This is a genomic window from Martinezella lusitana (assembly GCF_010668395.1).
Taxonomy (GTDB): Bacteria; Pseudomonadota; Alphaproteobacteria; order Rhizobiales; family Rhizobiaceae; genus Rhizobium; species Rhizobium lusitanum_A.
In genome coordinates this window covers 450,232-470,322 of the sequence record NZ_WUEY01000002.1, presented here as the reverse complement: position 1 = coordinate 470,322, position 20,091 = coordinate 450,232, and the positions used below count along the sequence as shown (strand labels likewise).

The 20,091-nt window shown below is 61.0% G+C and carries 18 protein-coding genes; 8 read left to right on the top strand and 10 right to left on the bottom strand.

Going from position 1 to position 20,091, the window contains the following annotated elements:
• Nucleotides 1-79 precede the first annotated feature (79 nt).
• A complete protein-coding gene (locus GR212_RS06110; RefSeq protein ID WP_163985565.1) occupies nucleotides 80-1,312 on the bottom strand; it encodes a YbfB/YjiJ family MFS transporter in 1,233 nt (410 codons plus the stop codon).
• A gap of 104 nt (nucleotides 1,313-1,416) precedes the next feature.
• Between GR212_RS06110 and GR212_RS06105 the strand changes: the two genes are divergently transcribed.
• On the top strand, nucleotides 1,417-2,304 hold the full coding sequence (locus GR212_RS06105) for a LysR family transcriptional regulator (RefSeq protein WP_163985564.1): 888 nt from the start codon (nucleotides 1,417-1,419) through the stop codon (nucleotides 2,302-2,304).
• On the opposite strand, the gene GR212_RS06100 is transcribed toward GR212_RS06105, so the two are convergent.
• The 6 genes from GR212_RS06100 to GR212_RS37500 all read right to left on the bottom strand — a co-directional run bounded on the left by GR212_RS06100 (nucleotide 2,288) and on the right by GR212_RS37500 (nucleotide 9,398).
• Nucleotides 2,288-4,018: a M14 family metallopeptidase gene (locus GR212_RS06100; protein WP_163985563.1), complete on the bottom strand. Its 1,731-nt coding sequence runs from the start codon at nucleotides 4,016-4,018 to the stop codon at nucleotides 2,288-2,290. The two genes, GR212_RS06105 and GR212_RS06100, sit on opposite strands and share 17 nt — an antisense overlap.
• A gap of 6 nt (nucleotides 4,019-4,024) precedes the next feature.
• Complete coding sequence (locus GR212_RS06095; protein WP_163985562.1) at nucleotides 4,025-4,873, bottom strand: ABC transporter permease; 849 nt, start codon at nucleotides 4,871-4,873, stop codon at nucleotides 4,025-4,027.
• A 5-nt stretch (nucleotides 4,874-4,878) separates the two neighbouring features.
• Nucleotides 4,879-5,802 carry an ABC transporter permease subunit gene (locus tag GR212_RS06090; RefSeq protein WP_163985561.1) on the bottom strand — a complete coding sequence of 308 codons (924 nt, stop codon included), beginning with the start codon at nucleotides 5,800-5,802 and terminating at the stop codon, nucleotides 4,879-4,881.
• Between the two features lie 64 nt (nucleotides 5,803-5,866).
• Complete coding sequence (locus GR212_RS06085; RefSeq protein ID WP_163985560.1) at nucleotides 5,867-7,402, bottom strand: ABC transporter substrate-binding protein; 1,536 nt, start codon at nucleotides 7,400-7,402, stop codon at nucleotides 5,867-5,869.
• A gap of 44 nt (nucleotides 7,403-7,446) precedes the next feature.
• Nucleotides 7,447-9,273 (bottom strand): ABC transporter ATP-binding protein, encoded by a 1,827-nt coding sequence (locus GR212_RS06080; RefSeq protein WP_163985559.1) that lies wholly within the window; start codon nucleotides 9,271-9,273, stop codon nucleotides 7,447-7,449.
• Nucleotides 9,270-9,398 carry a hypothetical protein gene (locus GR212_RS37500; protein ID WP_281411019.1) on the bottom strand — a complete coding sequence of 43 codons (129 nt, stop codon included), beginning with the start codon at nucleotides 9,396-9,398 and terminating at the stop codon, nucleotides 9,270-9,272. Before GR212_RS37500 ends, GR212_RS06080 begins: the two co-directional genes overlap by 4 nt.
• A gap of 315 nt (nucleotides 9,399-9,713) precedes the next feature.
• On the opposite strand from GR212_RS37500, the gene GR212_RS06075 reads away from it, so the two are divergent.
• The 3 genes from GR212_RS06075 (at nucleotide 9,714) to GR212_RS06065 (ending at nucleotide 13,184) form a co-directional block, all read left to right on the top strand.
• Nucleotides 9,714-10,406 (top strand): GntR family transcriptional regulator, encoded by a 693-nt coding sequence (locus tag GR212_RS06075; RefSeq protein WP_163985558.1) that lies wholly within the window; start codon nucleotides 9,714-9,716, stop codon nucleotides 10,404-10,406.
• Nucleotides 10,407-10,645: 239 nt separating this feature from the next.
• Nucleotides 10,646-11,869, top strand: coding sequence for an MFS transporter (locus tag GR212_RS06070; RefSeq protein WP_163985557.1), 1,224 nt, complete (start codon nucleotides 10,646-10,648; stop codon nucleotides 11,867-11,869).
• The gene (locus tag GR212_RS06065; protein ID WP_348643445.1) at nucleotides 11,763-13,184 is read left to right on the top strand and encodes an MFS transporter; all 1,422 of its coding nucleotides are present in this window, start codon (nucleotides 11,763-11,765) and stop codon (nucleotides 13,182-13,184) included. The genes GR212_RS06070 and GR212_RS06065 overlap by 107 nt, the downstream gene beginning before the upstream one ends.
• Before the next feature lie 150 nt (nucleotides 13,185-13,334).
• Here the strand turns inward: GR212_RS06065 and GR212_RS06060 are convergent, their stop codons facing one another.
• Nucleotides 13,335-14,741, bottom strand: coding sequence for a purine-cytosine permease family protein (locus GR212_RS06060; RefSeq protein WP_163985555.1), 1,407 nt, complete (start codon nucleotides 14,739-14,741; stop codon nucleotides 13,335-13,337).
• A 384-nt stretch (nucleotides 14,742-15,125) separates the two neighbouring features.
• Between GR212_RS06060 and GR212_RS06055 the strand changes: the two genes are divergently transcribed.
• Both GR212_RS06055 and GR212_RS06050 read left to right on the top strand, forming a co-directional pair.
• Nucleotides 15,126-15,803, top strand: a complete 678-nt coding sequence (locus GR212_RS06055; protein WP_163985734.1) for a FadR/GntR family transcriptional regulator — start codon at nucleotides 15,126-15,128, stop codon at nucleotides 15,801-15,803.
• Nucleotides 15,800-17,071: a CynX/NimT family MFS transporter gene (locus GR212_RS06050; protein ID WP_163985554.1), complete on the top strand. Its 1,272-nt coding sequence runs from the start codon at nucleotides 15,800-15,802 to the stop codon at nucleotides 17,069-17,071. Before GR212_RS06055 ends, GR212_RS06050 begins: the two co-directional genes overlap by 4 nt.
• A gap of 21 nt (nucleotides 17,072-17,092) precedes the next feature.
• On the opposite strand, the gene GR212_RS06045 is transcribed toward GR212_RS06050, so the two are convergent.
• Both GR212_RS06045 and GR212_RS06040 read right to left on the bottom strand, forming a co-directional pair.
• Nucleotides 17,093-17,557, bottom strand: a complete 465-nt coding sequence (locus GR212_RS06045; protein WP_163985553.1) for a MucR family transcriptional regulator — start codon at nucleotides 17,555-17,557, stop codon at nucleotides 17,093-17,095.
• A 339-nt stretch (nucleotides 17,558-17,896) separates the two neighbouring features.
• Nucleotides 17,897-18,313, bottom strand: a complete 417-nt coding sequence (locus GR212_RS06040) for an NUDIX hydrolase (RefSeq protein WP_163985552.1) — start codon at nucleotides 18,311-18,313, stop codon at nucleotides 17,897-17,899.
• A gap of 164 nt (nucleotides 18,314-18,477) precedes the next feature.
• Here GR212_RS06040 and hpaR point away from each other — a divergent pair, with 164 nt between their 5' ends.
• On the top strand, nucleotides 18,478-18,999 hold the full coding sequence (gene hpaR, locus GR212_RS06035; protein WP_163985551.1) for a homoprotocatechuate degradation operon regulator HpaR: 522 nt from the start codon (nucleotides 18,478-18,480) through the stop codon (nucleotides 18,997-18,999).
• A gap of 97 nt (nucleotides 19,000-19,096) precedes the next feature.
• A complete protein-coding gene (locus GR212_RS06030) occupies nucleotides 19,097-20,083 on the top strand; it encodes a helix-turn-helix domain-containing protein (RefSeq protein ID WP_163985550.1) in 987 nt (328 codons plus the stop codon).
• The last annotated feature ends 8 nt before the right edge of the window (nucleotides 20,084-20,091 follow it).

Below are 20,091 nucleotides of genomic sequence, written 5' to 3'. Positions count from 1 at the left end.
CTAGTTTCGGAATTCTATGGGATGCTTCGCGCATGTCGGCTCAATTTCAACGGCCACCACGATCTTTCCCTGTCACGCCTCATGGCGCCCGGGCATTTTCCCGTGGGGCGCGGACGAAGGCCGCGACGGCGAGATCGATCGCCAAAGCGAGGACCATGGCGCCGGTGCCGATGAAGAAGAGCATGTAGTAGTTTCCACCGGTTCGGGCGAAGACGAAGGACAAGCCATAGGCGGCGGCCGCCTGGAACAGGGCAAAGAATACGGTCGCCAGGCTCCATGCGGTTTTCTGTTGCGCCGGATGGTGCGGCAGCAGTTCCGCGATTCTTCCGAGCATCAGGGGAACCGTGCCGGTCACGAATGCGCCGACGATCAGGCTCGAGACGATGAGCCAGCCTTGCCCGAGGCCGAAGGCGGGAATGGCGACGGCGACGGCCTCGAGGAGAAATGCAAAGCGCAGCGCCGCGGCAAAGCCGGTGCGGTCCGCGAGATGTCCGGCAAGGATGGGGCCGACGGTCGCGCCGAGGCCAAACAGGACCCAATATTCCGCGCCGACCTGCAGGCCGCTTCCCAAACCACGCGCGACGAAATCCACGAGGAAGATCATGTGAGGCACCCAGCCGGCGGCGTTCAGCGCATACTCGATATAGAGCGCCCGTAACGTCCATCGCTTCGGCAGATGCGCAGCATGTTGCGCCGGTGCCGAGTCGATTGCATCGTCGTGTGGCCATCCCGCCCAGGCGACGACCGTCAGCAGCAGCGACAAGGCACCGAGGCCAAGCCACGTTTGACGTAGCCCTTGCTGCAGCAACAACGGAACCAGTGTGCCCGACAGCGCAACGCCGGCGCCGATGCCCATGAAAATCACGCCGCTGGCAAGGCCCCGGCGGGAAGGCGGAACCAGCGGCAGGACGGCCGGCGCTGCCAATACCATCAGGGCGCCGCCGGCGAGGCCGGCCGCGAAACGCCACGCGAAGAACCATGGAAAGCTGATCGGGAAAGCGCAGGCGAAGAACGCCGCGGTTGCGGCCAGCATCATGATCCGGAGGGTCAGGACGGTGGAGATGCGCGCAGCGACCGGTCGCCCGAGCAAGGCGCCGGCCAGGTAGCCGGAAAGGTTGGCCGCGCCGAGATAGGCGGCGGCGGAGGCTTCGAACCAATGCGCGTCGACGATGGCAGGCAGAAGCGGCGTATAGGCGAAGCGGGCAAGTCCGATGCCGATGAGGCAGGCGCAGAACGCCGAGAGGACAGCGCGCCATGCCATCCGGGTGCCGTGGTGGTTCCGGTCGATTTCATGGGTCGTCGCGTCGGTCATGGAAATTCTCTCAACTGTCGGTGCTTGAGAGAATACGCCGCGAGATATATCATAAAAACTGAATTATTATGAGAGCAGTTATCTCAAAAGGAGATATGCAGGCAATGGACGCATCCGATCTCAGGGTTTTCGAGGCAGTCTCGCGGCATGGCAGCATGAACCGGGCGGCGCAGGAGCTGCACACGGTTCAATCGAATGTGACCGCGCGTATCCGGGCACTCGAAGAGGAATTGGGCGTCAGCCTGTTTCAGCGGCATGCCAGGGGCGTATCGACGACGCCGGCCGGACAGCGGATCCTGCCGTTCGTCGGCCGCATTGCGAAACTTCTCGCCGATGCGCGCACCGCAGCACTGGACGAAGGGTCTCCGTCCGGGACGCTCGCGATCGGCAGCCTGGAGACAACCATGGCGCTGCGATTGTCGCCGCTGCTGGGCCAATTTGCCAAGACCTACCCTCAGGTGAGACTCGTCGTCACGACAGGCACGACCCGCAGGCTGATCGACGATGTCGTCGCATGCCGGGTCGAGGGCGCGTTCGTGGCAGGTCCCGTCAGCCATCCCGATCTTGACCATGAGGTGGTCTTTCGGGAGGAACTCGTTCTCGTTACGTCGCCCGCCATTGGCGCAATGGAAGACCTGGTCGGTATCACCGATCTGAAGACTATCGTCTTCCAGATCGGATGTTCCTATCGGCAGCGGCTGGAGTCGCTTCTTGCCGACATGGGCATCGTCACGTCGAAGCCGCTGGAATTCGGTTCCCTCGATACGATCATCAGCTGCGTGTCGGCCGGCGTCGGCGTCACCCTTTTGCCGAAAGGTGTCGTTGCCGCTGCTCATAGAGAGGGCAGGGTGGCAATCCACCAGCTCCCATCCGGGCGTTCCCTGGTCGAAACGCTCTTCGTGCGCCGTTCGGACGCCTATACCTCCAGCGCCATGACCGCGCTTCTCGACATGGCGCGGCCGGGGCCGGTTCCGCTTAACTCGACGCCATGATCCCCTGCCAGGCGCGATAGGCCGAAAGCACGGTTTCCATCTGTGCGGTATGACCGGCGACAAACGCCTCGCCGTAGATGGTCTCGTCCGGATATTCGGTAATCAATGTCATCGGCACCGTATGGCGATCGTCGATATCGGCGAGGCAGGGAAAGCCGTTGATGATGCGGAAGCCGGTTTCGCCGGCATGGACTTCGTAGAGCGCGATCTGGCGGTCGTTGTAGTCCAGAAGCCCCGGAATGGCGCCGAGGTGTTTCGTGACCTTGTCCAGAAGCTGCTCCGCCTGTGCCGCCCAGCCGGCGTGATAGCGGGCAATCAGGAAGAAGCCTTTCGGCAGCGTCCACATGGCGAAATTGCGGGGAACGTAGCCGGAGAGCGGGCGGGTCCATTCATGAGCCGGGTAGCCATGCAGATTGACATGCAGCCGCGCGCCGCTCCGCCTCTCGGCCTCGAAGCGGATTTTCTTCTCGTAGAGATAGGGGCCGGCATTGTGCTCGGTGCGATATTCGAGGTCGTCGCCGAGCGCGGTATAGCGCGCGGCATGATACATGTGCCGCGGGCTGTCCTTGCGCAGGCGCTGGTGCAGCGCGTAGCCGTCGGGATTTTCCAGCGGCGAGATGGTGAAATGGGCGCCAGCGATCTTGGCGAGCCGTTGCGCGGCTCGGAGCGCACCCGCACCGCCGGTCGTCTCGTTGGCGTGCTGCCCGCCACTGACCATCACGGCCGCGTCGCCGCCTTTGATATACCGGGCCATGACCGTGCGTCCGGAGCGCGTGACAGCCTCGAATGCGTCGCCGCCGATCTTGTTAAGCTCGGCTTTGATCTGCTGCACGGCCAGAGGTTCGGTTGCGGCCTCGATCGACTGTTCCGGGCCGTCCCAGTAGCGTTGGGATAGCGGCTGCGTTTCCACTTTCCCGGAGATTTCGCCTTCGGATTGCACGATCTGCGGAACGATCTGTCCCGGCTTCAAGCCACGGTCGCCGAGCGGCCGTCCGGACTTCTTCTGGAAGAATTCAAGCAGCGAGAAATAGAAGTCTTCGTGCAACGCTTCCCGCAGGCTCATGACCTCGTCGCCGAGCGACAACGTCTCATCCGATGCCGGCAGGGCGACGCGGATATTGAGTTCCTCGAAATAGGGCTCCGTTGGCCCCCAGTCATGGCGGGTAATCGCGGCGATGGTGGCCTCAAAAAGCTCTTCGTAGTCCGTGAGGAGCCGTTCGCCCGTGGCATTGCCATCGCGCACGAGCCAGCCGGTCGGAGAGACGCTCGTCTCTCCGGCTGCATCGATGTGGACGCGATTGGGCACCAGTACCCTCAATCGGCGCTCGCCGCCGGCGCTGGTTTTCAACAGGATGTCATAATGAAAGTCGCTGTCGGCTCTTGCAACGAAGGCGATCTCGCGCTCCCCCACCATCGCCGCAAGCGGATAGGCTTCAAGCCGGAAGCGGTTCTCCGGCGCATTGGGATGCACCGGATAGCGGATCTCGATCGCATCCACATCCTGCAGGTCGATTTCCTCGATAAAGGCGTTGACCAGCGGCTTGTAGGCGCTGCGAATGCGCGCTTGAGCGCCCATTTCCTTCAGCCTGCGCTCCGCCTCCTGACGGCTTTGCCGGTCATCGAAGGTCCATGCCTCGAACTTCTGGCCGGGCTTGGCATCGGCGATGAGGCGCGACAGCGTGCGCTCAAAACTTCTCTCGAAAATTACGGTCATGATGTCTTACCTTGTCGTTCTGCCCGTCGGGTCGAGGCTGTCGCGCAGCCAGTCGCCCAGGAGATTGAGGCCGAGCACGGTCAAAAGGATTGCGACGCCCGGGAAAAGGCTCACCCACCAGGCGGTTTGCAGATAGGTGCGTCCGTCGGCGAGCATGCCGCCCCAGCTTGGAATGGTGGGATCGACGCCCAGTCCGAGGAAGGTGAGGCTGCTTTCCAGCAGGATGTTGTTGGCGATGTTCAATGTCATCAGCACGATCACCGGGCCGATGAGGTTCGGCAGCAGATGCTGGAAGATGATGCGCCAGTCCTTGACGCCGATAGCGCGCGCCGAGAGGATGAACTCCCGCTCGCGCAGGCTGAGCACGGAGCCACGCACCAGGCGGGCATATTGAACCCACTGCGACACGATCAACAGAATGATCGTGTTGGTAAGGCTGCCGCCGACGATGGCGATGAAGGTGATCGCCAGAAGAATGAAAGGCATGGCGAGCTGGATGTCGGCAAAGCGCATGAGCAGCATATCCCATATGCCGCGATAGTAGCCCGCCGCAAGGCCGACCAGCACGCCAAGCACCACGCCGCCGATGACGGAAGTGAGACCGACGGTCAGCGATATCCTGCCGCCGGCGACGACGCGGGCAAGCACGTCGCGGCCCAGAGGGTCTGTGCCGAAGGGATGGGCGAGGCTGGCGAAGGGCCTCGCAAGTCTCGCCATCAGGTCGATCTTTTCCGCGCCGCCGGGAAAAAGGACGTCGGAGAGCAGCACGGCAAGGCAGATGACGACCGTGATCAGCGCGCCGGCTATGAATTCGAAGCTGTAGAAACGCGAACGGCTTGAAGTCGTGGCGGCCATGGGCGTTACTCCGTGCGGATGCGGGGATCGACAAGGCCATAGGCGATGTCGACGAGAAGGTTGACGCCGACGATGAACAGCGCCAGCACGGTGATGACGCCCTGCAATACCGGATAGTCGCGGGCGCCGACGGCGTCGAATGCCAGCGTGCCGAGACCGGGCCAGTTGAAGACGCGCTCGATGACGACGATGCCGCCGAGCAGCCCGCCGAACTGGATGCCGAAATAGGTGATGAGCGGAATGGCGCAATTGCGCAGCGCATGCTTGTACAGCACCTTGCTCTCGCTGAGGCCCTTGGCGCGCGCGACCATGATGTATTGCGACTGCAGCGTTTCCAGCATGGCGGTGCGCACCAGACGCACATTCGTCGCCGTCAGGATCACGCCCATCGTCAAGGCCGGCATGACATAGCTCGAAATGCCGACCATGCCGCTCGGCGGCAGCCAGCCGAGTGTGATGGAAAACAGCAGGACCATCATCAGCGCCAGCCAGAAATTCGGGAAGGACAGGCCGAGGAGCGAGAGAACGCGAATGATCTGGTCCGCCGTCTTGCCGCGCGCCGTCGCAGCCTTGATGCCGAGCGGAATGGACAACGCGATCGAGACCACCATGGAGATGAAGGCAAGCAGCAGCGTCGCCGGCAGGGCGTTGGCGATCAGTTGGGAAACCGGCGTGCCGCCCGTAAAGCTGCGGCCGAAATCCAGCGTCAGCAGCCCCTTCAGGAAGGCAAGATACTGCACGATAAAGGGTTGGTCCGTGCCAAGCGCGGCGCGAATGCGCGCGAGGTCCTCTTCCGTCATGCTGCCGCCGCCCTGAAACATCATCAGGGCGGGATCGCCGGTGAGGCGGATGGCGAAGGAGACGAGAAGGGTGATGGCGATCACGACGAAAATCGCCTGCAGCAATCGCTTGATAAGAAAACCGGCCACGTTCTTTTCCCGAAAGTTCCTGGTCGGGCGCCGCCGGCAATGCCGGCGGCGCCGCATGTGACGATTACTCGACGGTGACTTCGTTCAGCTTGATGCGGGTATCCGGCGCGGGCACGAAGCCCTTGACCCGCTTGCTGACGCCGTAGATCGCATTGGAGTTGTAGAGCGGCAGTTCCAGCGCCTTGTCGGCAACGTATTTGCCGATGTCCTTGAGCACTTTCTCGCGCTCGGCGCGATCGGTGAGCGGACGCTGGGATTCCAGCAGCTTGTCCAGCGTCGCGTCCTTTTCATAGGGATTCCACTTTTCGCCGGAGTGGTACATCGAATAGGCGGTGTTGTCGTAGTCGAAGGTCCAGCCGCCCCATTTCTGCTGGAACAGCGCGCCGGTCTTGCCCTGCGGGATGATATCGTTCAGCAGAACGTTGGTTTCGTAAGGCTTGATGGTGGCGGTGAGGCCGACCATCTGCAGGTAGCTCGCGATTACCTGCGCCACCTCGTTCATGGTCGCGTCATTGCCGCGAATGTCGAGCTGAAGCGCTGCGCCGGGCTTCACGCCGGCTTCGGCGAGCAGCTTCTTGGCGCCTGCCGGATCATAGGGAAGCGGTTTAAGATCGGGATCGTAGCCGAAGGAGAGCGAATTCTGGAAGCTGACGATTTCGCTCCCCTGGCCCGCCAGGATCGACTTGACGATCGTGTCGCGGTCGACGGCCATGATGATGGCCTTGCGCACGCGCGGATCGGCGGTAATGCCGTCGCGGGTGTTGAACCGCAGCGCATCGACCGTCGGGCCGGGAACGCTGGCGATTTCAAGCTTGGAGTCGCCCTGGATGACCGGGAGCATGCCGATCGGAATGGTCGGCGGGATGACGAGATCGACGCGGCCGGCCTGAAGCTCGGCAACGGCCGTCGCCGGCTCGCTGATGAAACGGTATTCGAGCTCGGAAATCTTCGGCGCGCCGCCCCAGTAATCGGGATTGGCTTCGAGCTTGATGTTCACCTTCGGCGAATAGGAAACGAACTTGAAGGCGCCGGTGCCGACCGGATTGAGGTTGAAATAATCCTCGCCCTTTTCCTTGATGTATTTCGGCGGAACGATCATCGCGCCATAGCCGGCAAGCTTGGTCAGCAGCACCGGATCGGGCGCCTTGAGCTTCATGTCGACCGTGTAGTCGTCGACGATATCGACGCTTTCGATCGCGGTGTAGTTCGAACGCTGCGGGCCCTTGGCGCCCTGCTCGCCGAGCAGGCGGTCGAAGGTGAATTTCACCGCCTCGGCATTGAAGGGCTCGCCGTCATGGAATTTGACGTCGTGGCGGAGCTTGAAGCGGATACGCTTGCCCTGGTCGAGTTCTTCCCAGGATTCGGCAAGGCCCGGCACCAGTTTGAGATCGGGGCCGCGATAGGTCAGCCCGTCGAAGATATTGGTCGAGACGGCCGCCCATGCGACAAGAAACGTATCGATCGGGTCCCAGCTGCCGGGATCCTGCGGCGACGCAACCGTCATTTTCCCCGCCGCGAAAGCCGGAGCGGCGTTGATGGCGACGCTCGACAGGACGAGCGCCGTCAAGGCGGTCTTCAATCCCCATTTCATTTTTCTCATTGAACCTGTTTCCTCTTCAGATCGGTGCGGTGGTTGACGGTCGTTCAGGCGCTCTTGGCGATGAAGTGGCCTGAGGCGATTTCCTCGTGCGCCAGGATCGGCGGCTCGTCGCCGACGCGGCGGACGGGATTGGGAATCTCGCCTTCAAGCAGGGCGGTTCGGCGCTCCTGCGTCGGATCGGCGATCGGCACAGCCGAAAGCAGGCGTTGCGTATAGGCGTGCATCGGCGTTTCGAAGACTTGCCGCCGGCTGCCGATTTCCATGATCTGGCCGAGATAGAGGACGGCGACGCGATGGCTGATCTTCTCGACGACGGCCATGTCGTGGCTGATGAAGAGATAGGCAAGCGCGCGCTCGGCCTGCAGATCCATGAGGAGATTGATGATCTGGGCCTGGATCGACACGTCGAGCGCGGAAAGGGCCTCGTCGGCGATGATGAGCTTCGGATCGGATGCAAGCGCGCGGGCGATGCAGACGCGCTGGCGCTGGCCGCCGGAAAACTCATGCGGATACCGATCCGCATGGGCAGAGGTCAGGCCGACGCGCTCCAGAAGTTCGTCCACCCTGCGGCGAACGTTCTTCGAGCCGGAGATGAGGCCGTGGGTGTTGATCGGCTCCGCAATCGAAAAGCCGACGGTCTTGCGCGGGTCGAGCGACGCGAAGGGATCCTGGAAAATATACTGCACGTCGCGCCGCAGCCGGAAGCGCTCGGCTTGCGACATGGCGGCGAAGCTCTTGCCGTTGAAGGTAATTTCGCCGGAGCGCGCCTTCTGCAATTGCTGGATGGTGCGGCCGATCGTCGATTTGCCCGAACCGGATTCACCGACGAGAGCAAGTGTTTCGCCTGGATGAATATCGAATGCGACCTTCTGGACGGCGCTGCAGCGATGCGTGACCTGGCCGAACATGTTCTTTCTTATATCGAAGCGCACGAAGAGATCACGCACCGACAGGAGCGGCTGCTGGTCATAGCGTGCGGTATTCTGTATCCGCTCTTCGCCGACGACCTTCGGCTCGCCGCTGTCCAGCACCGTCAGCGGCATGCGCTTTGGAAAATCCTGGCCGGCCATGCTGCCGAGCTTGGGCACTGCGGCGAGAAGCGCACGGGTATAGGGATGTTTCGGCTCCGCGAATATCTCGCGAACCGGGCCTTCCTCGACCTTCTTGCCTTTCCACATGACCACCACGTCGTCGGCCATTTCGGCGACCACGCCCATGTCATGGGTGATGAAGATCATGCCCATGCCGAGATCCTTCTGCAGGTCCCGCATGATGTTGAGGATCTGCGCCTGGATGGTTACGTCCAGCGCCGTCGTCGGCTCGTCGGCGATCAGCAGCTTCGGGCGGCAGGCAAGCGCCATGGCGATCATGACGCGCTGGCGCATGCCGCCGGAAAGCTGATGCGGGTAGCGCTTCAGGAGCGCCTCCGCATCCGGCAGGCGCACCATTTCGAGCAGGCGCCGGGCCTCCGCCATGGCGGCGGATTTGCTCATGTTCTCATGGAGCAGCAGGACTTCGCAGATCTGGTCTCCGATGGTGAAGACGGGGTTGAGCGAGGTCATCGGCTCCTGGAAGATCATGGCGATCTCCTTGCCGCGGACGGAGCGCATTTCCTTCTGTGGGAGCGTGAGCAGGTCCCTGCCGTTGAAAAGGATGCTGCCGGCTTCGAACCGCGCGCCCATCATATCGGCGAGACGCATGATCGAAAGCGAGGTTACCGATTTCCCCGATCCGGACTCTCCCACGACCGCGAGCGTTCGTCCGGGTTCGACCGACAAGAAAAGTCCCTCGACCACGCGGCTTTCGCCAAACCGCACGGTCAGATCCGCTACAGACAGAAGCGGTTTGTTTTCGCCTGCAGCACTCGTCATGCGTTGACCTCGGTATCGGGTAGATCGTTCAGGGTATTCGAGACGGCAGCGCCGTCACGCTTTGGATTCACTAGGCGGAAGCCTTCGCCAAGGTCGTTGTCGAGATCGGATACCGGCATGCTCACGCCCACACCCGTTCACGTCTGGCAAGGTCAGGTTTTCTCCAAAACAGGCGTTTCATGAGCACCTATGTCCGTTGTTCCCATTATATTTGTTAGGGCACGAGATAGCATCAAACAACAATCTGGTCTATATTGTTCAACAATTTTCGTTTTGTCGATTAAAAATGGGAGGTGTTTGCGCAAAATCGTCCAACGGATTTTCCGCTGGGGACATTCCGACAGCTGCAGGCAAGCATGGCATTGCTTACTTCGTTCTCAAGCAAGGCTTGAGACGGGCAGACATCGGCAGACGATTGATCGCAAGTGCCGGGAGAGCAGATGAAGCAGACAAATCTCGCGAGCATCGAGCCGATGCCGGTGGCGGAAACCGGCCAGACGGTTGCCGAACTGACTGCCGCTCGTATCCGCGAGCGGGTAATCAACGGAACGCTGTCGCCGGGCAGCCATCTGTCCGAGGCTGCTCTTTGCGAGGAGCTGCAGGTCTCGCGCAATACGTTGCGCGAGGTGTTCCGGTTGCTGACGAAAGAGGGCGTGCTGCGCCATGAGGCCAATCGCGGCGTGTTCGTAACCACGCCGAGCATGACGACGATCATGGATATCTTCCATATTCGACGCCTTATCGAATGTTCGGCGCTCGCCAATGCGCATCACCGTCATCCGAGCGTCGACAAGATGCGGGCCGCTGTCGATGCCGCGGTCCGGCATCGCGATCTCGGTGAGTGGCTGGAAGTCGGCAGCGCCGATATCGCCTTTCACGCCGCTATCGTGGAGCTGGCCGACAGTCCGCGGCTTTCCGCATTCTACGCGCAGATCTCCCTGGAATTGCGCCTCGTGTTCGGCCTGATACGCGATCCGGAATATCTCCACGCTCCCTATGTCGGTCAGAACGCGACCATCCTTTCGCATCTTGAGGAAGGATCTGCCGCGAACGCCGCCGAAGCGCTGGAGAAATACCTGTTTCAGTCGGAACGCTTCATTCTGGCCGCCTATTCACGGGCGATGCCCGGCTGAGACCTGCCAATGTGATTGGTATGATGAATGATGTGGATAATCCGCGCCAGATAGGTCAAAGCGCGATGCAACCATTTGCGTCTCAAGCCGCTTTGACGGAAGGATATGCAGCACCCCGGACGAAGGCGTGATGTCTATCGGGTAGCCAAGATTGGCTTGGCTGCAATCGATCAGGATAGTTATGCGCTGCGCAACCGGACCACGCATTTCGAAAACCGGTTAAGACGGATCATGGGGTTATGGACGCGCAATCCTTGACGACCTCCAGTAGGGCCACGGCACTCCGGCAGGTATGGGCCTCGCCACTCTATCGCGGAGCGACGCTCGCGCTGTTTCTCTCCGGGCTTGCCACCTCGGCTTCGCTGCCGCAGATCGTTCTCTTCCTCGTGAAGGAACTTGGCGCGTCCTTGCCGGTGGCGGGGCTTTATTATCTGACCGGCCTTACCGCGCCGGTCGCCGGCTATCTCGTCGGCAGCTATTCCGACAGGACCGGCCGGCGCCTCGGCCTCTTCCGGCTTTGCGCCGTTGCCGGGGCTCTCGGATGGGCGGGGATTGCCCTTTCGACCACCTCATGGATGCCGTTCGTGATCGGCACCGTCATTCTGGGTTTTTCCGGATCCGCGACGTCGCAGCTTTTCACCGCCGTTCACGACGATCTCAAAGCCCGGGGTACGGGCGCGCACGACAGCGTGGTGGCGATTATCCGAATGGCCTTGACGGCTGGCTGGGTCATCGGACCGTTCCTGGGCGCCTGGTTCGCCGCTCAGATCGGACTGCGCGCCATGTTCTGGGGAACGGCAATCTGCTTCCTTGCGCAGATTATTCCACTGGGGACCATGCGTGCCTTGACCGGCTCCAGGCAGCGAGCCGACAAGCAGACCAAGGCGACCGGTCGCGTCGGCTGGTCGGAGATGCTGCCGCTATTGGCATTTACCGGGCTTTACGTCCTCGTCTATGCGGGCGAGCCGATCAAATATGGCTTCCTGCTGCTTTACATGCAGGATCAACTCAAGCTTGACCCTTCCATCCAGGGATCGGTGATCGGAACACAGCCGTTCATCGAACTCGTGCTGATGCCGTTCAGCGTCTTGCTGGCGCGGCGGATCGGGATTCTCTGGGTGATGTGCATCGCCGCGATCTGCGGCGTGATGGCCAACCTATGCTTTGCGGCATGGCCAACGGCCGCGGGTATGTTTGCCGGCCAGATCCTGATGGGCGGAGTCTGGGGGCTCTACATGGTCCTCGGCCTGATCGTCGCCCAACGGCTTCTCCCGAATGCGGTCGCGACGGCCTCGGCGATCTTCATGAGTTCTTCGGCTCTTGCCAGCGCGCTTGGCGGCGGTATCGGCGGCGTCGGTGTCGCCTATCTCGGGCTTCCGAACGTCTTCTACCTTCCGGCGCTATTCTCGCTGGCGGCGGCCTTCGGCCTCGCGGCCATGGCCCGATTGGGTGTCATCAAATAGGGCGTCCTTTGCCGCCGCTATTATTTCACTTTGGCAGGTTCCGGGCAGCCCCAAACCTGCTACAAGCCCTTCGCCCGGATCACGGGTGATTTCTCAGATCCTCGACCCGCCAATGACCCGCCTTCTTCCCGAAGTTTTCCGCGACCCGACCATTCGGGTGAGCATGCTTGCCATCTTTGCCTTTGGTTTTGCCGGAGCTGCGACATCGCCTTACCAGTCGGTGGTCGGCATCCGCGAACTCGGGCTCAGCAACGGGCTGTATTCGACACTGATCTTCTGCGCGGCCGCCGTGAATGTCGTGGTCAGCATTCTCCTTGGAAATCTGGCGGATCGGCTCGGCAAATATCGCCCGATGATGCTGACCGTCGCCATCTTCGGCATGCTCGGCTACGGCGCCGTCTTTGCTATTCCGGCGCAGGCGACCTTCATTGTGAGCGCCTTGTTTTTTCTGCCGGTCTACGGCTCCCTCAATTCCCTGCTCTTTGCCAATGTCAGGATCGCGACGCGAGGCATGGAGCGCAACGATGTCGCCACGGTCAATTCCGGTGTCCGGGCGATGATCTCACTCTCCTGGGTTCTGGTGCCCGGGATAACCGGGGCTCTGCTTGCGAACTCCGCGAGCATGCTGCCCGCCTATCTCTTCGCCGGCCTTGCCTGCGCGGCCTGCTTCGGACTGATCGCCATTTTTCTTCCGCGTCAGGACGGCACCGACAAGGCGGCGGCGCACCATCTTTCCTATCTGGCGGCGCTTGGCGAGGTCATGTCGCCGCCGGTCTTCGTGCGCCTGATCGCGGTCGCGCTGATCAGCAGCACGCTGCACGTCAACGGCGCCATTCTGCCGCTCATCGTCACCGGCGCGGCGCACGGGACCGTTGCCGATATCGGCATCCTCGTGGGGATCGTTGCCCTTCTCGAGGTCATCTTCATCATCGTCTGGGGGCGTGCCCAACGCATCATGACGCATGTCACGGCGCTCGCCATCGGCACGGTTATCTATGTCGTCTATCTGGTCCTGCTCGGATTGGCGTCGGCTCCCTGGCATGTCTATGCGCTGACACTTATCAGCGGGATCGGGGCCGCAGCACTCATCAGCATTCCCATCACCTACCTGCAGGATCTGATTGCCGAGCGCCCGGGTCTCGGAAGCGCCCTCATCTCGGTCAATATCTTCCTGAGTGCAGGCTTGAGCGCTCTTCTCTTCGCGATCGGCACGGCGGTCAGCAGCTATTCCGGGACGGCCCTTATCGGCGCTACGGCCGGTCTGCTGGGACTTGGCTTGCTGCTCTTCTTCGAGAAGGCGAGGCGTCATAACTAGAGCGGCTCCGCGCTTCATGGAATCGCGGAGCCGCTCTATCTCTTTGTTTTTACCCGATCCCTGACGGAAAATTGCTGCGCGCTTTTCCTGGAATTGCGTCAGGCGCGCCGGAGGCTACGCGATGCACCGCCGCAACCTCCGGCCTGTGGGCTAGCTTCGAGCTCTCGCGTCCAGGATCATCTCCTTCGGCGCCACTTTCGCGTTGCGTTGCAGGAGATAGTAGACCGCGCTGGTCACGACGAGGCTGACCGCCCAGGATATGTCGGCGTCGTTGAGCATGATCGCAATCGGTCCTTCGTAGAGGGGCTGATTGAGAAGCGGAATTTGCACGACGACACCGAGGACATAGCATCCCAGCGCGGTCCAATTGTAAGCGCCATAGCGGCCATTCGGATCATAGAGGGCCGGAATATCCACCTTCTCATTCGAGATGAGGTAGTAATCGACGAGATTGATCGCGCTCCACGGGACGAACACGGCCAGCAGCATCAGGACGAAGTTCTTGAACGCCGAAAGAAAATCGGCGCTTGCGAGAATCGCAATCAGGACGGACAGGGCGACGAATCCGACGATGTAGACCGCCCTGGCGCCCCTGGAAATGCGGGTCTGGTTGCTGAACGAGGTAAAGGTCGTCAGGATCGCCATGAAGCCGCCATAGGCGTTGAGGCAATTGATGGTGAGCTTGCCGCAAATGATGACGACGTAGACCAGAACCGCGCCTTCGCCCGCCAGTGTTCCGAGGAAGCCAACCTGATTTGACAGGAACTTCGCGCCAAGGGCAGCGACGAGCACGCCGAATGTCATGGCAAGCTGCGAAGCGATCGCGGAGCCGAAAAGCGTGTAGAAAAATGCCTTGCCATCGGGTGTCGACGACGGGAGGTAGCGGGAGTAGTCGGCAACGTAGGGCGCATAGGTCAGCTGCCATCCGGCCGAAAGCGAGACGGCCAGAAGGAAGGTCGCCACCGTCGCCGGCTTTTGGCCGAAGGCCGAGTGGATGTCATACTGGTGGAACAACTGATAGGCGAGATAGGCAAAGCCGATGATGCTGACGACCGTGGCGATGCGGCCCATTACGTGGATGACCTTGTAGCCGACGAGCGCGATCACCGCCGTGAGCACGCCGAAGACGACCATGCCGACGGCAGGGTTGGACGAACCAAGCAGAAGGTTCATGGCCTCGCCGGCCAGCACCGTGCCTGTCGCCGCAAAGCCGAGATACATCAGAATGACCAGCAGCAGCGGAAGGGTCGCGCCCTTGACGCCGAACTGTGCCCGGCTGCTGATCATCTGGGGCAGGCCGAGGCGAGGGCCCTGCGCCGAATGAAGCGCCATGACTATGCCGCCGAGAATGTTGCCGACGGCCAGACCCACGATTGCGGTCATTGCTTCCGCTCCGAAGACAACCGCAAGCGCGCCGTCCAGAACCGCGGTGATCTGCAGGTTGGCTCCAAACCAGAGCGTAAACTGATCCCGCGGGGAACCGTGCCGCTCACTCTCCGGTACTCTGTCGATTGTTCTGCGTTCAGCAAGCCCGTCGCTTGCGTTGCTGTCGTTCATCGTGTCCTCCTCCTGGGGAAAATTCGGATACTCTCGGGGCCGCTTTATACAGGGGAAGGAGCATTTGTGTATATACATTTACTCCAGCCGGCGTTCGTCGCGTGAGGGGGAGAGGAGAGGCGGATCGCCAGCAAAGGAGGGGCAAGCGCAGATTTCGAACGTCTCTCGCTACTCCCGAGCGCCCAGTGATCGACGCGCTTCGGTGCTTTAGGCCCCATGCCAAATCCGAACTGGAACATGCGATTGAGGTCCAGTGATTCCGCAAATCAGGTGCTTGATCGGCCACTTGGAAGATCCAAATCGGCATGAATCCGGACGACCATTGACGAAGGGGCATATATCCTCTAAATCGTAAAGTCATCTGATGACTTGATGAATTCGACCATGCGCGCCCTGACCAAAACCACTCTTGCTGACACCGCCGTCGAGGCAATTCGCAGCGAAATCACCGCCCGACGCTGGATTGTCGGCGAAAAGCTGCCCAACGAAGCCTCTCTGTCATCGATGCTGTCCGTCAGTCGGGGCACGATTCGGGAGGCGGTGAGGGTGCTGGTGTCCCAGGGCTATCTGGAAACGCGGCAAGGGTCCGGCACCTATGTGCGCTCGGCCACGGATGTCAGTCGCCCCCTGGACATGGCGCGCCGCGCCGGATTGAGGGACCAGTTCGAGGCCCGGCTTGCCCTGGAAGTCGAGGCCGCCCGGCTCGCCGCCCTTCGCCACTCTCCCGATGTCATTTCGCAACTGCGCGCGTTGCTGGTTTCCCGTGGCAACTATGCCGGCGGAGACAAGTCCACGTTCGTCGAGCGTGACCTTGCCTTCCACAAGGCTGTCGTCGCGGCGTCGCGGAACAGGGCAATGATCGAAATCTACGAGTTCTTCTCTCTATCGATTGCCGAAACCATCGAAGCGACGCTCGACGAGGATATTCCCGAGCCGGATATGCAGGCGCATGTCGCGATCGTCGATGCCATCGAGGCCGGCAATCCCGAAGCGGCCGATGCCGCCGTTCGCCGCTTCATGGCCCCCATTGTCGCTACTCTTGATCGGTTGCTCATGTCATGACTGTCTCTTCGCAAGATCCCGCCTCCATCGAATTGATCGATGCCGAAGCGGATGAAATTCCGACGCCGCAGCCGCAGGGAGGCAAATCCCCCATCGGCAGGTTTCTGCTGGGATTGAGCCTTGTGCTCATTTCCTTCAATCTTCGACCCGTCTTCTCGAGCGCGTCGGCGCTTCTGCCGGAAATTCGCACTGGACTTGGCCTTTCGTCCTTCGGCGCCAGCATCCTAACGACCTTGCCTGTCGTCTGCCTGGGGCTGTTTTCGCCGCTGGCGCCAAGGCTTGCGCAGCGCATGGGAACCGAGCGAGTCCTGCTCGGCATGATCTTTCTTTTGGGACTGGGCACGGCGTTGCGTGGCTTTTCCTCGGTTTCGCTGCTGTTCTTCGGGACCGCGCTGGCCGGTGCCTGCATTGCGATCGGCAACGTTTTGTTGCCCGGCGTCGTCAAGCGCGATTTCCCGGACAAGGCTGCGCTGATGACGGGTTGCTACACGATGGCGCTGTGTGCCGGCGCGGCGGGTGCCGCCGGATTCACGCTTCCCATCGAGCATGCGCTCGGCGGATCGCTCGGCGGCGCACTCGCTGCCTGGGCTTTGCCGGCTTTCGTGGTCGGGCTTCTCTGGCTGCCGCAGGTGATCGGAACGCGCAGCCAGGTCCGTCGCAGCGGCTTTCGCGTCACCGGTCTCTGGACTGATCGTATCGCCTGGCAGGTGACGCTGTTCATGGGGCTGCAATCCGCGCTTGCCTACTGCGTCTTCGGCTGGCTCGTCCCCATATTGCGTGAGCGTGGACTTGATGGCGTGACGGCGGGCGCGATCGTATCGGTCTCGGTCATGGTGCAGGCAGCCGCTTGCCTCGTCGCGCCGCATATCGCCGTCAAGGGGAAGGACCAGCGCATTATCAACGTCGCTCTCTGCGTGATCGCGGTCGTTGCGCTCCTGGGGCTGCTCTTTGCTCCCCTCTGGATGGTATGGTTCTGGGCCGTGCTCCAGGGCATCGGTCAGGGCGGGTTGATCGCGGTCGCACTGACCGTCATCGTGCTGCGCTCGCCCGATGCGCATGTGGCTGCCCATCTCTCCGGCATGGCGCAATTCGTCGGCTACCTGCTCGCCGCGATCGGTCCGCTCGTCGTCGGCATGATCCATGGCTGGACGGGAAGTTTCGCCTGGAGTTCCGTCTTGTTCGTGCTGCTCGGTCTCGGGGCCGCGATCAACGGTTGGTTCGCCGGCCGCGCCATCACCGTCAACGCGGTGACGGTCGAAACGCCATGATCTGCCGCAGCCGGCTGCACGTCAGCCGGCACTCCTTTTGCGGCGGGGGCGTTCAGGCTCCGGAGTAATCTCGGGCGCATTTTTCGCGTGGCCCAGAAGAGCCTTCTTGGCCAGCGTCGATCTTGTCGCTGCATAGGATGCGGAGACCATGGGATAGTCCGCGGGCAAGCCCCATTTCTTCCGATATTCTTCGGGGCTAAGACCATATTTAGTATTAAGATGCCGTTTCAGGGATTTATATTTCCCGCCGTCCTCAAGACATATCAGATATTCTTCAGTGACGGATTTCTTGATCGGCACGGCAGGCCTGAGCGATTTTTCCAGCGATGACGTCGGTTGCAAAGAGCCCGTAAGTGCCGAATGCGTTTCCATGATGAGCCTTGGCAAATCCTCGGGCGCAGTGGCGTTGCGAAGAACGTAGGCAGAAACGATCTTGCTTGTGAGCTCAATGTATCTTTCGTGGCTGGCGCTGTTTTCCTTTTTCATTTCCGGCCTCATATAATGTTTTTTACTTATGTATCCAATGTGAGTTTTACTTTCAATAAAAATTGCGGAAACTTGAGATATTCTATGACATTGGTTTATGTTAATAGTAAATATGCTTTTTTAGCAGTTTAAGATTGTTGATTCTCGTTTTGTCACAATACTCGATTCCGTTTCCGCCCATCTATGGGGATAAGCCGCTTATCTTCTCATGATGGCACGCGCGTTCGGCTGGTTCCGGGCCATTCACGGACCGTTTTGTTACTCGTAAATGGCGTATCTGCCGGGCACCGGGAAATCGGATTCCTGGTTTGCTTGTTCGGCCGGCCGGTATCGCAACCTTCAGCTCGAGGATGGGTCCTGTCGGCGATGGTGCGGCAGGATATGGTGTTCGGTCAGCGGCGCCATGATGATGTCTTCCGGATGCTGCGGCGACACCCAGCGAACTTCCTCGATTTCGGCCGTTGCGGTTATCCTGGTATCGGTCACCTGCAGGCGGAATACATCCGCAACGACGAGATGATCCGGCTCGTTGGCAGCCGGAGCCTGGAAGCGGCCGAGAAAGGCCAGATCCTCGGTCTTCGCGGTGAGCCCCAGTTCCTCGAAAAGCTCTCTGACAAGGGCCGCCTCGGCTGTCTCTTGCGGCTCTACCTTGCCTCCCGGCTGCATGAACGCAGTAGTGCCGCGCTTGCGCACGAGCAATGTATCGCCATTCGGGCGCAGCAACAGAGCTGCCGCTATGCGGATCGTCTTGGTCATCGGCAAATCCCATCGGATTCGTGGCGAGGTTTCAACCGGCTTTGCACACATTCCTATTGGAGAATGACAATCGACTTCCGTTTGGCTGTAATTCGCGCGACGCCTTGCGCTGAATGATTCTCATGTTAATCAGTGATGGCCCTAATCTGAGCGAATATGTGGAAATGCAAAACAAAACAGACAGTGACGTCAGGCAGCCAGCGGAGCCCGACGCTGCGAAAGCACAATCCAAGCGACCGCTGCGGGATCGCCGACGCTCCCTGGCGATCGGACTCCTGCGCGCCCGCGAAGCGGTCATGAGCCATTTCCGGCCGATTCTGGCGGCGCATGACGTGACCGAGCAGCAATGGCGTGTCATTCGCGTGCTTCATGAGGCGGGCAAGCTCGATGCCACGGAGCTCGCAGACAAGGCCTCCATCCTAGCGCCGAGCCTGACGCGCATGATCCGCTCGCTGGAGGAGCGAGGCTTCATCACCAAGCACAAGGACGATGCCGATGGCCGCAGAGTGCTGTTGCAGATTACCGCGGCGGGGCAGGCGATCGTCGAGGACGTCATGCCGGAGAGCCTGAAGGTCTATGCCGACATCGACACCCGCTTCGGCGTGGAGCGCGTGGAGAAGCTTCTCGACATGCTGGACGAATTGGCCTCGCTGAAGTTGGAGAACGGGTCGATCGGCGACGAGTAAGACGATCGCCGATTTTGTTAATGTGTTAAGTATTTGATTGACGCGCCGAGGGATCTGTAGCAGTCTTCGACAGTGCTGGCACTGTTGGGAGGCGGCGTTGGACCTGTTGCAGAACCGCAGCCTGGTTGACCGGAGTTGGGCGCCGACACCCTACGATCAATGGGTGGACGATCTTCAAAGCATTTGCGGCAATTTCAATCCGCACACCTTGCAGCGCGGCGACAGCGTCGTCGGCACTGCCAGCCGCATCGACGTCTGCGGAATGGAGTTCGCCCATGTCTCCAACGATCTCGACTACGTCCACCGCGATTGGGACGACATTCGCCGGGATGCCAACGAGCACCTGTTCCTGATCCTGCAGCTGGAAGGCGTCTGCGGCGTCGAGCATTCCGGCCAGCAGAACATCCTCGATGTCGGCGAATGCATTCTCGTCGATTCCACGCGGCCGACCACCTTCTACTTCCGTGGGCATTTCTCCAACCATCTGTCGCTGCATCTGCCACGGCAGCTGATGTATTCGAACAGCAAGGTCGATTTTGACGTCGCCCGCAAACTGGAAGCCAGCGACCCGATGGCCCTGATGCTGCGGGCGCTGATCGCCAAGATGATGACGACGCCGGAAAACGACGTCGCGTCCCCGCATCTGCGCCAGCTGATGTTCGACACGACCCGTCAGGCGTTTCTTTCGACTGGCATCCAGGCGGCAAGCCTGAATTCATTGCATAACAGCGCGAGCCGGCGCCTGCAGATGGTCGATATTCTCATCGACAAGCATCTGACCGACAGCGACCTCAGCGCCAAATGGCTTGCGACACGGCTTGGCGTCTCGATCCGCACCCTGCAGCAGGACTTTCAGGGCATGGGCATGACCTGCACCACCGTCATCCGGGACAAGCGGCTGCGCTTCGCGCGCGAAAAGATCGAGCAGCTCAAGGAGCAGCGTAACCCCACCACCATCGCCGAAGTCGCCTATTCGGCCGGGTTCAACGACATTTCCTATTTCAATCGCAGCTTCAAGGAGCTGTTCGATTGCGCGCCGAGCGAGCTGCTTCGCGCAGCCGAGCCGGGTCACAGGTTGGACTGAAGCGCAGG

Excerpts from the sequence above, each read along its gene's own strand:
- GR212_RS06050 (WP_163985554.1), top strand. The coding sequence starts at position 15,800 with ATGACTGTCTCTTCGCAAGATCCCGCCTCCATCGAATTGATCGATGCC.
- GR212_RS06060 (WP_163985555.1), bottom strand. The coding sequence starts at position 14,741 with ATGAACGACAGCAACGCAAGCGACGGGCTTGCTGAACGCAGAACAATC.
- GR212_RS06100 (WP_163985563.1), bottom strand. The coding sequence starts at position 4,018 with ATGACCGTAATTTTCGAGAGAAGTTTTGAGCGCACGCTGTCGCGCCTC.
- hpaR (WP_163985551.1), top strand. The coding sequence starts at position 18,478 with ATGCAAAACAAAACAGACAGTGACGTCAGGCAGCCAGCGGAGCCCGAC.
- GR212_RS06095 (WP_163985562.1), bottom strand. The coding sequence starts at position 4,873 with ATGGCCGCCACGACTTCAAGCCGTTCGCGTTTCTACAGCTTCGAATTC.
- GR212_RS06085 (WP_163985560.1), bottom strand. The coding sequence starts at position 7,402 with ATGAGAAAAATGAAATGGGGATTGAAGACCGCCTTGACGGCGCTCGTC.
- GR212_RS06055 (WP_163985734.1), top strand. The coding sequence starts at position 15,126 with ATGCGCGCCCTGACCAAAACCACTCTTGCTGACACCGCCGTCGAGGCA.
- GR212_RS06110 (WP_163985565.1), bottom strand. The coding sequence starts at position 1,312 with ATGACCGACGCGACGACCCATGAAATCGACCGGAACCACCACGGCACC.
- GR212_RS06070 (WP_163985557.1), top strand. The coding sequence starts at position 10,646 with ATGGACGCGCAATCCTTGACGACCTCCAGTAGGGCCACGGCACTCCGG.
- GR212_RS06075 (WP_163985558.1), top strand. The coding sequence starts at position 9,714 with ATGAAGCAGACAAATCTCGCGAGCATCGAGCCGATGCCGGTGGCGGAA.
- GR212_RS06045 (WP_163985553.1), bottom strand. The coding sequence starts at position 17,557 with ATGAAAAAGGAAAACAGCGCCAGCCACGAAAGATACATTGAGCTCACA.
- GR212_RS06080 (WP_163985559.1), bottom strand. The coding sequence starts at position 9,273 with ATGACGAGTGCTGCAGGCGAAAACAAACCGCTTCTGTCTGTAGCGGAT.
- GR212_RS06040 (WP_163985552.1), bottom strand. The coding sequence starts at position 18,313 with ATGACCAAGACGATCCGCATAGCGGCAGCTCTGTTGCTGCGCCCGAAT.
- GR212_RS06105 (WP_163985564.1), top strand. The coding sequence starts at position 1,417 with ATGGACGCATCCGATCTCAGGGTTTTCGAGGCAGTCTCGCGGCATGGC.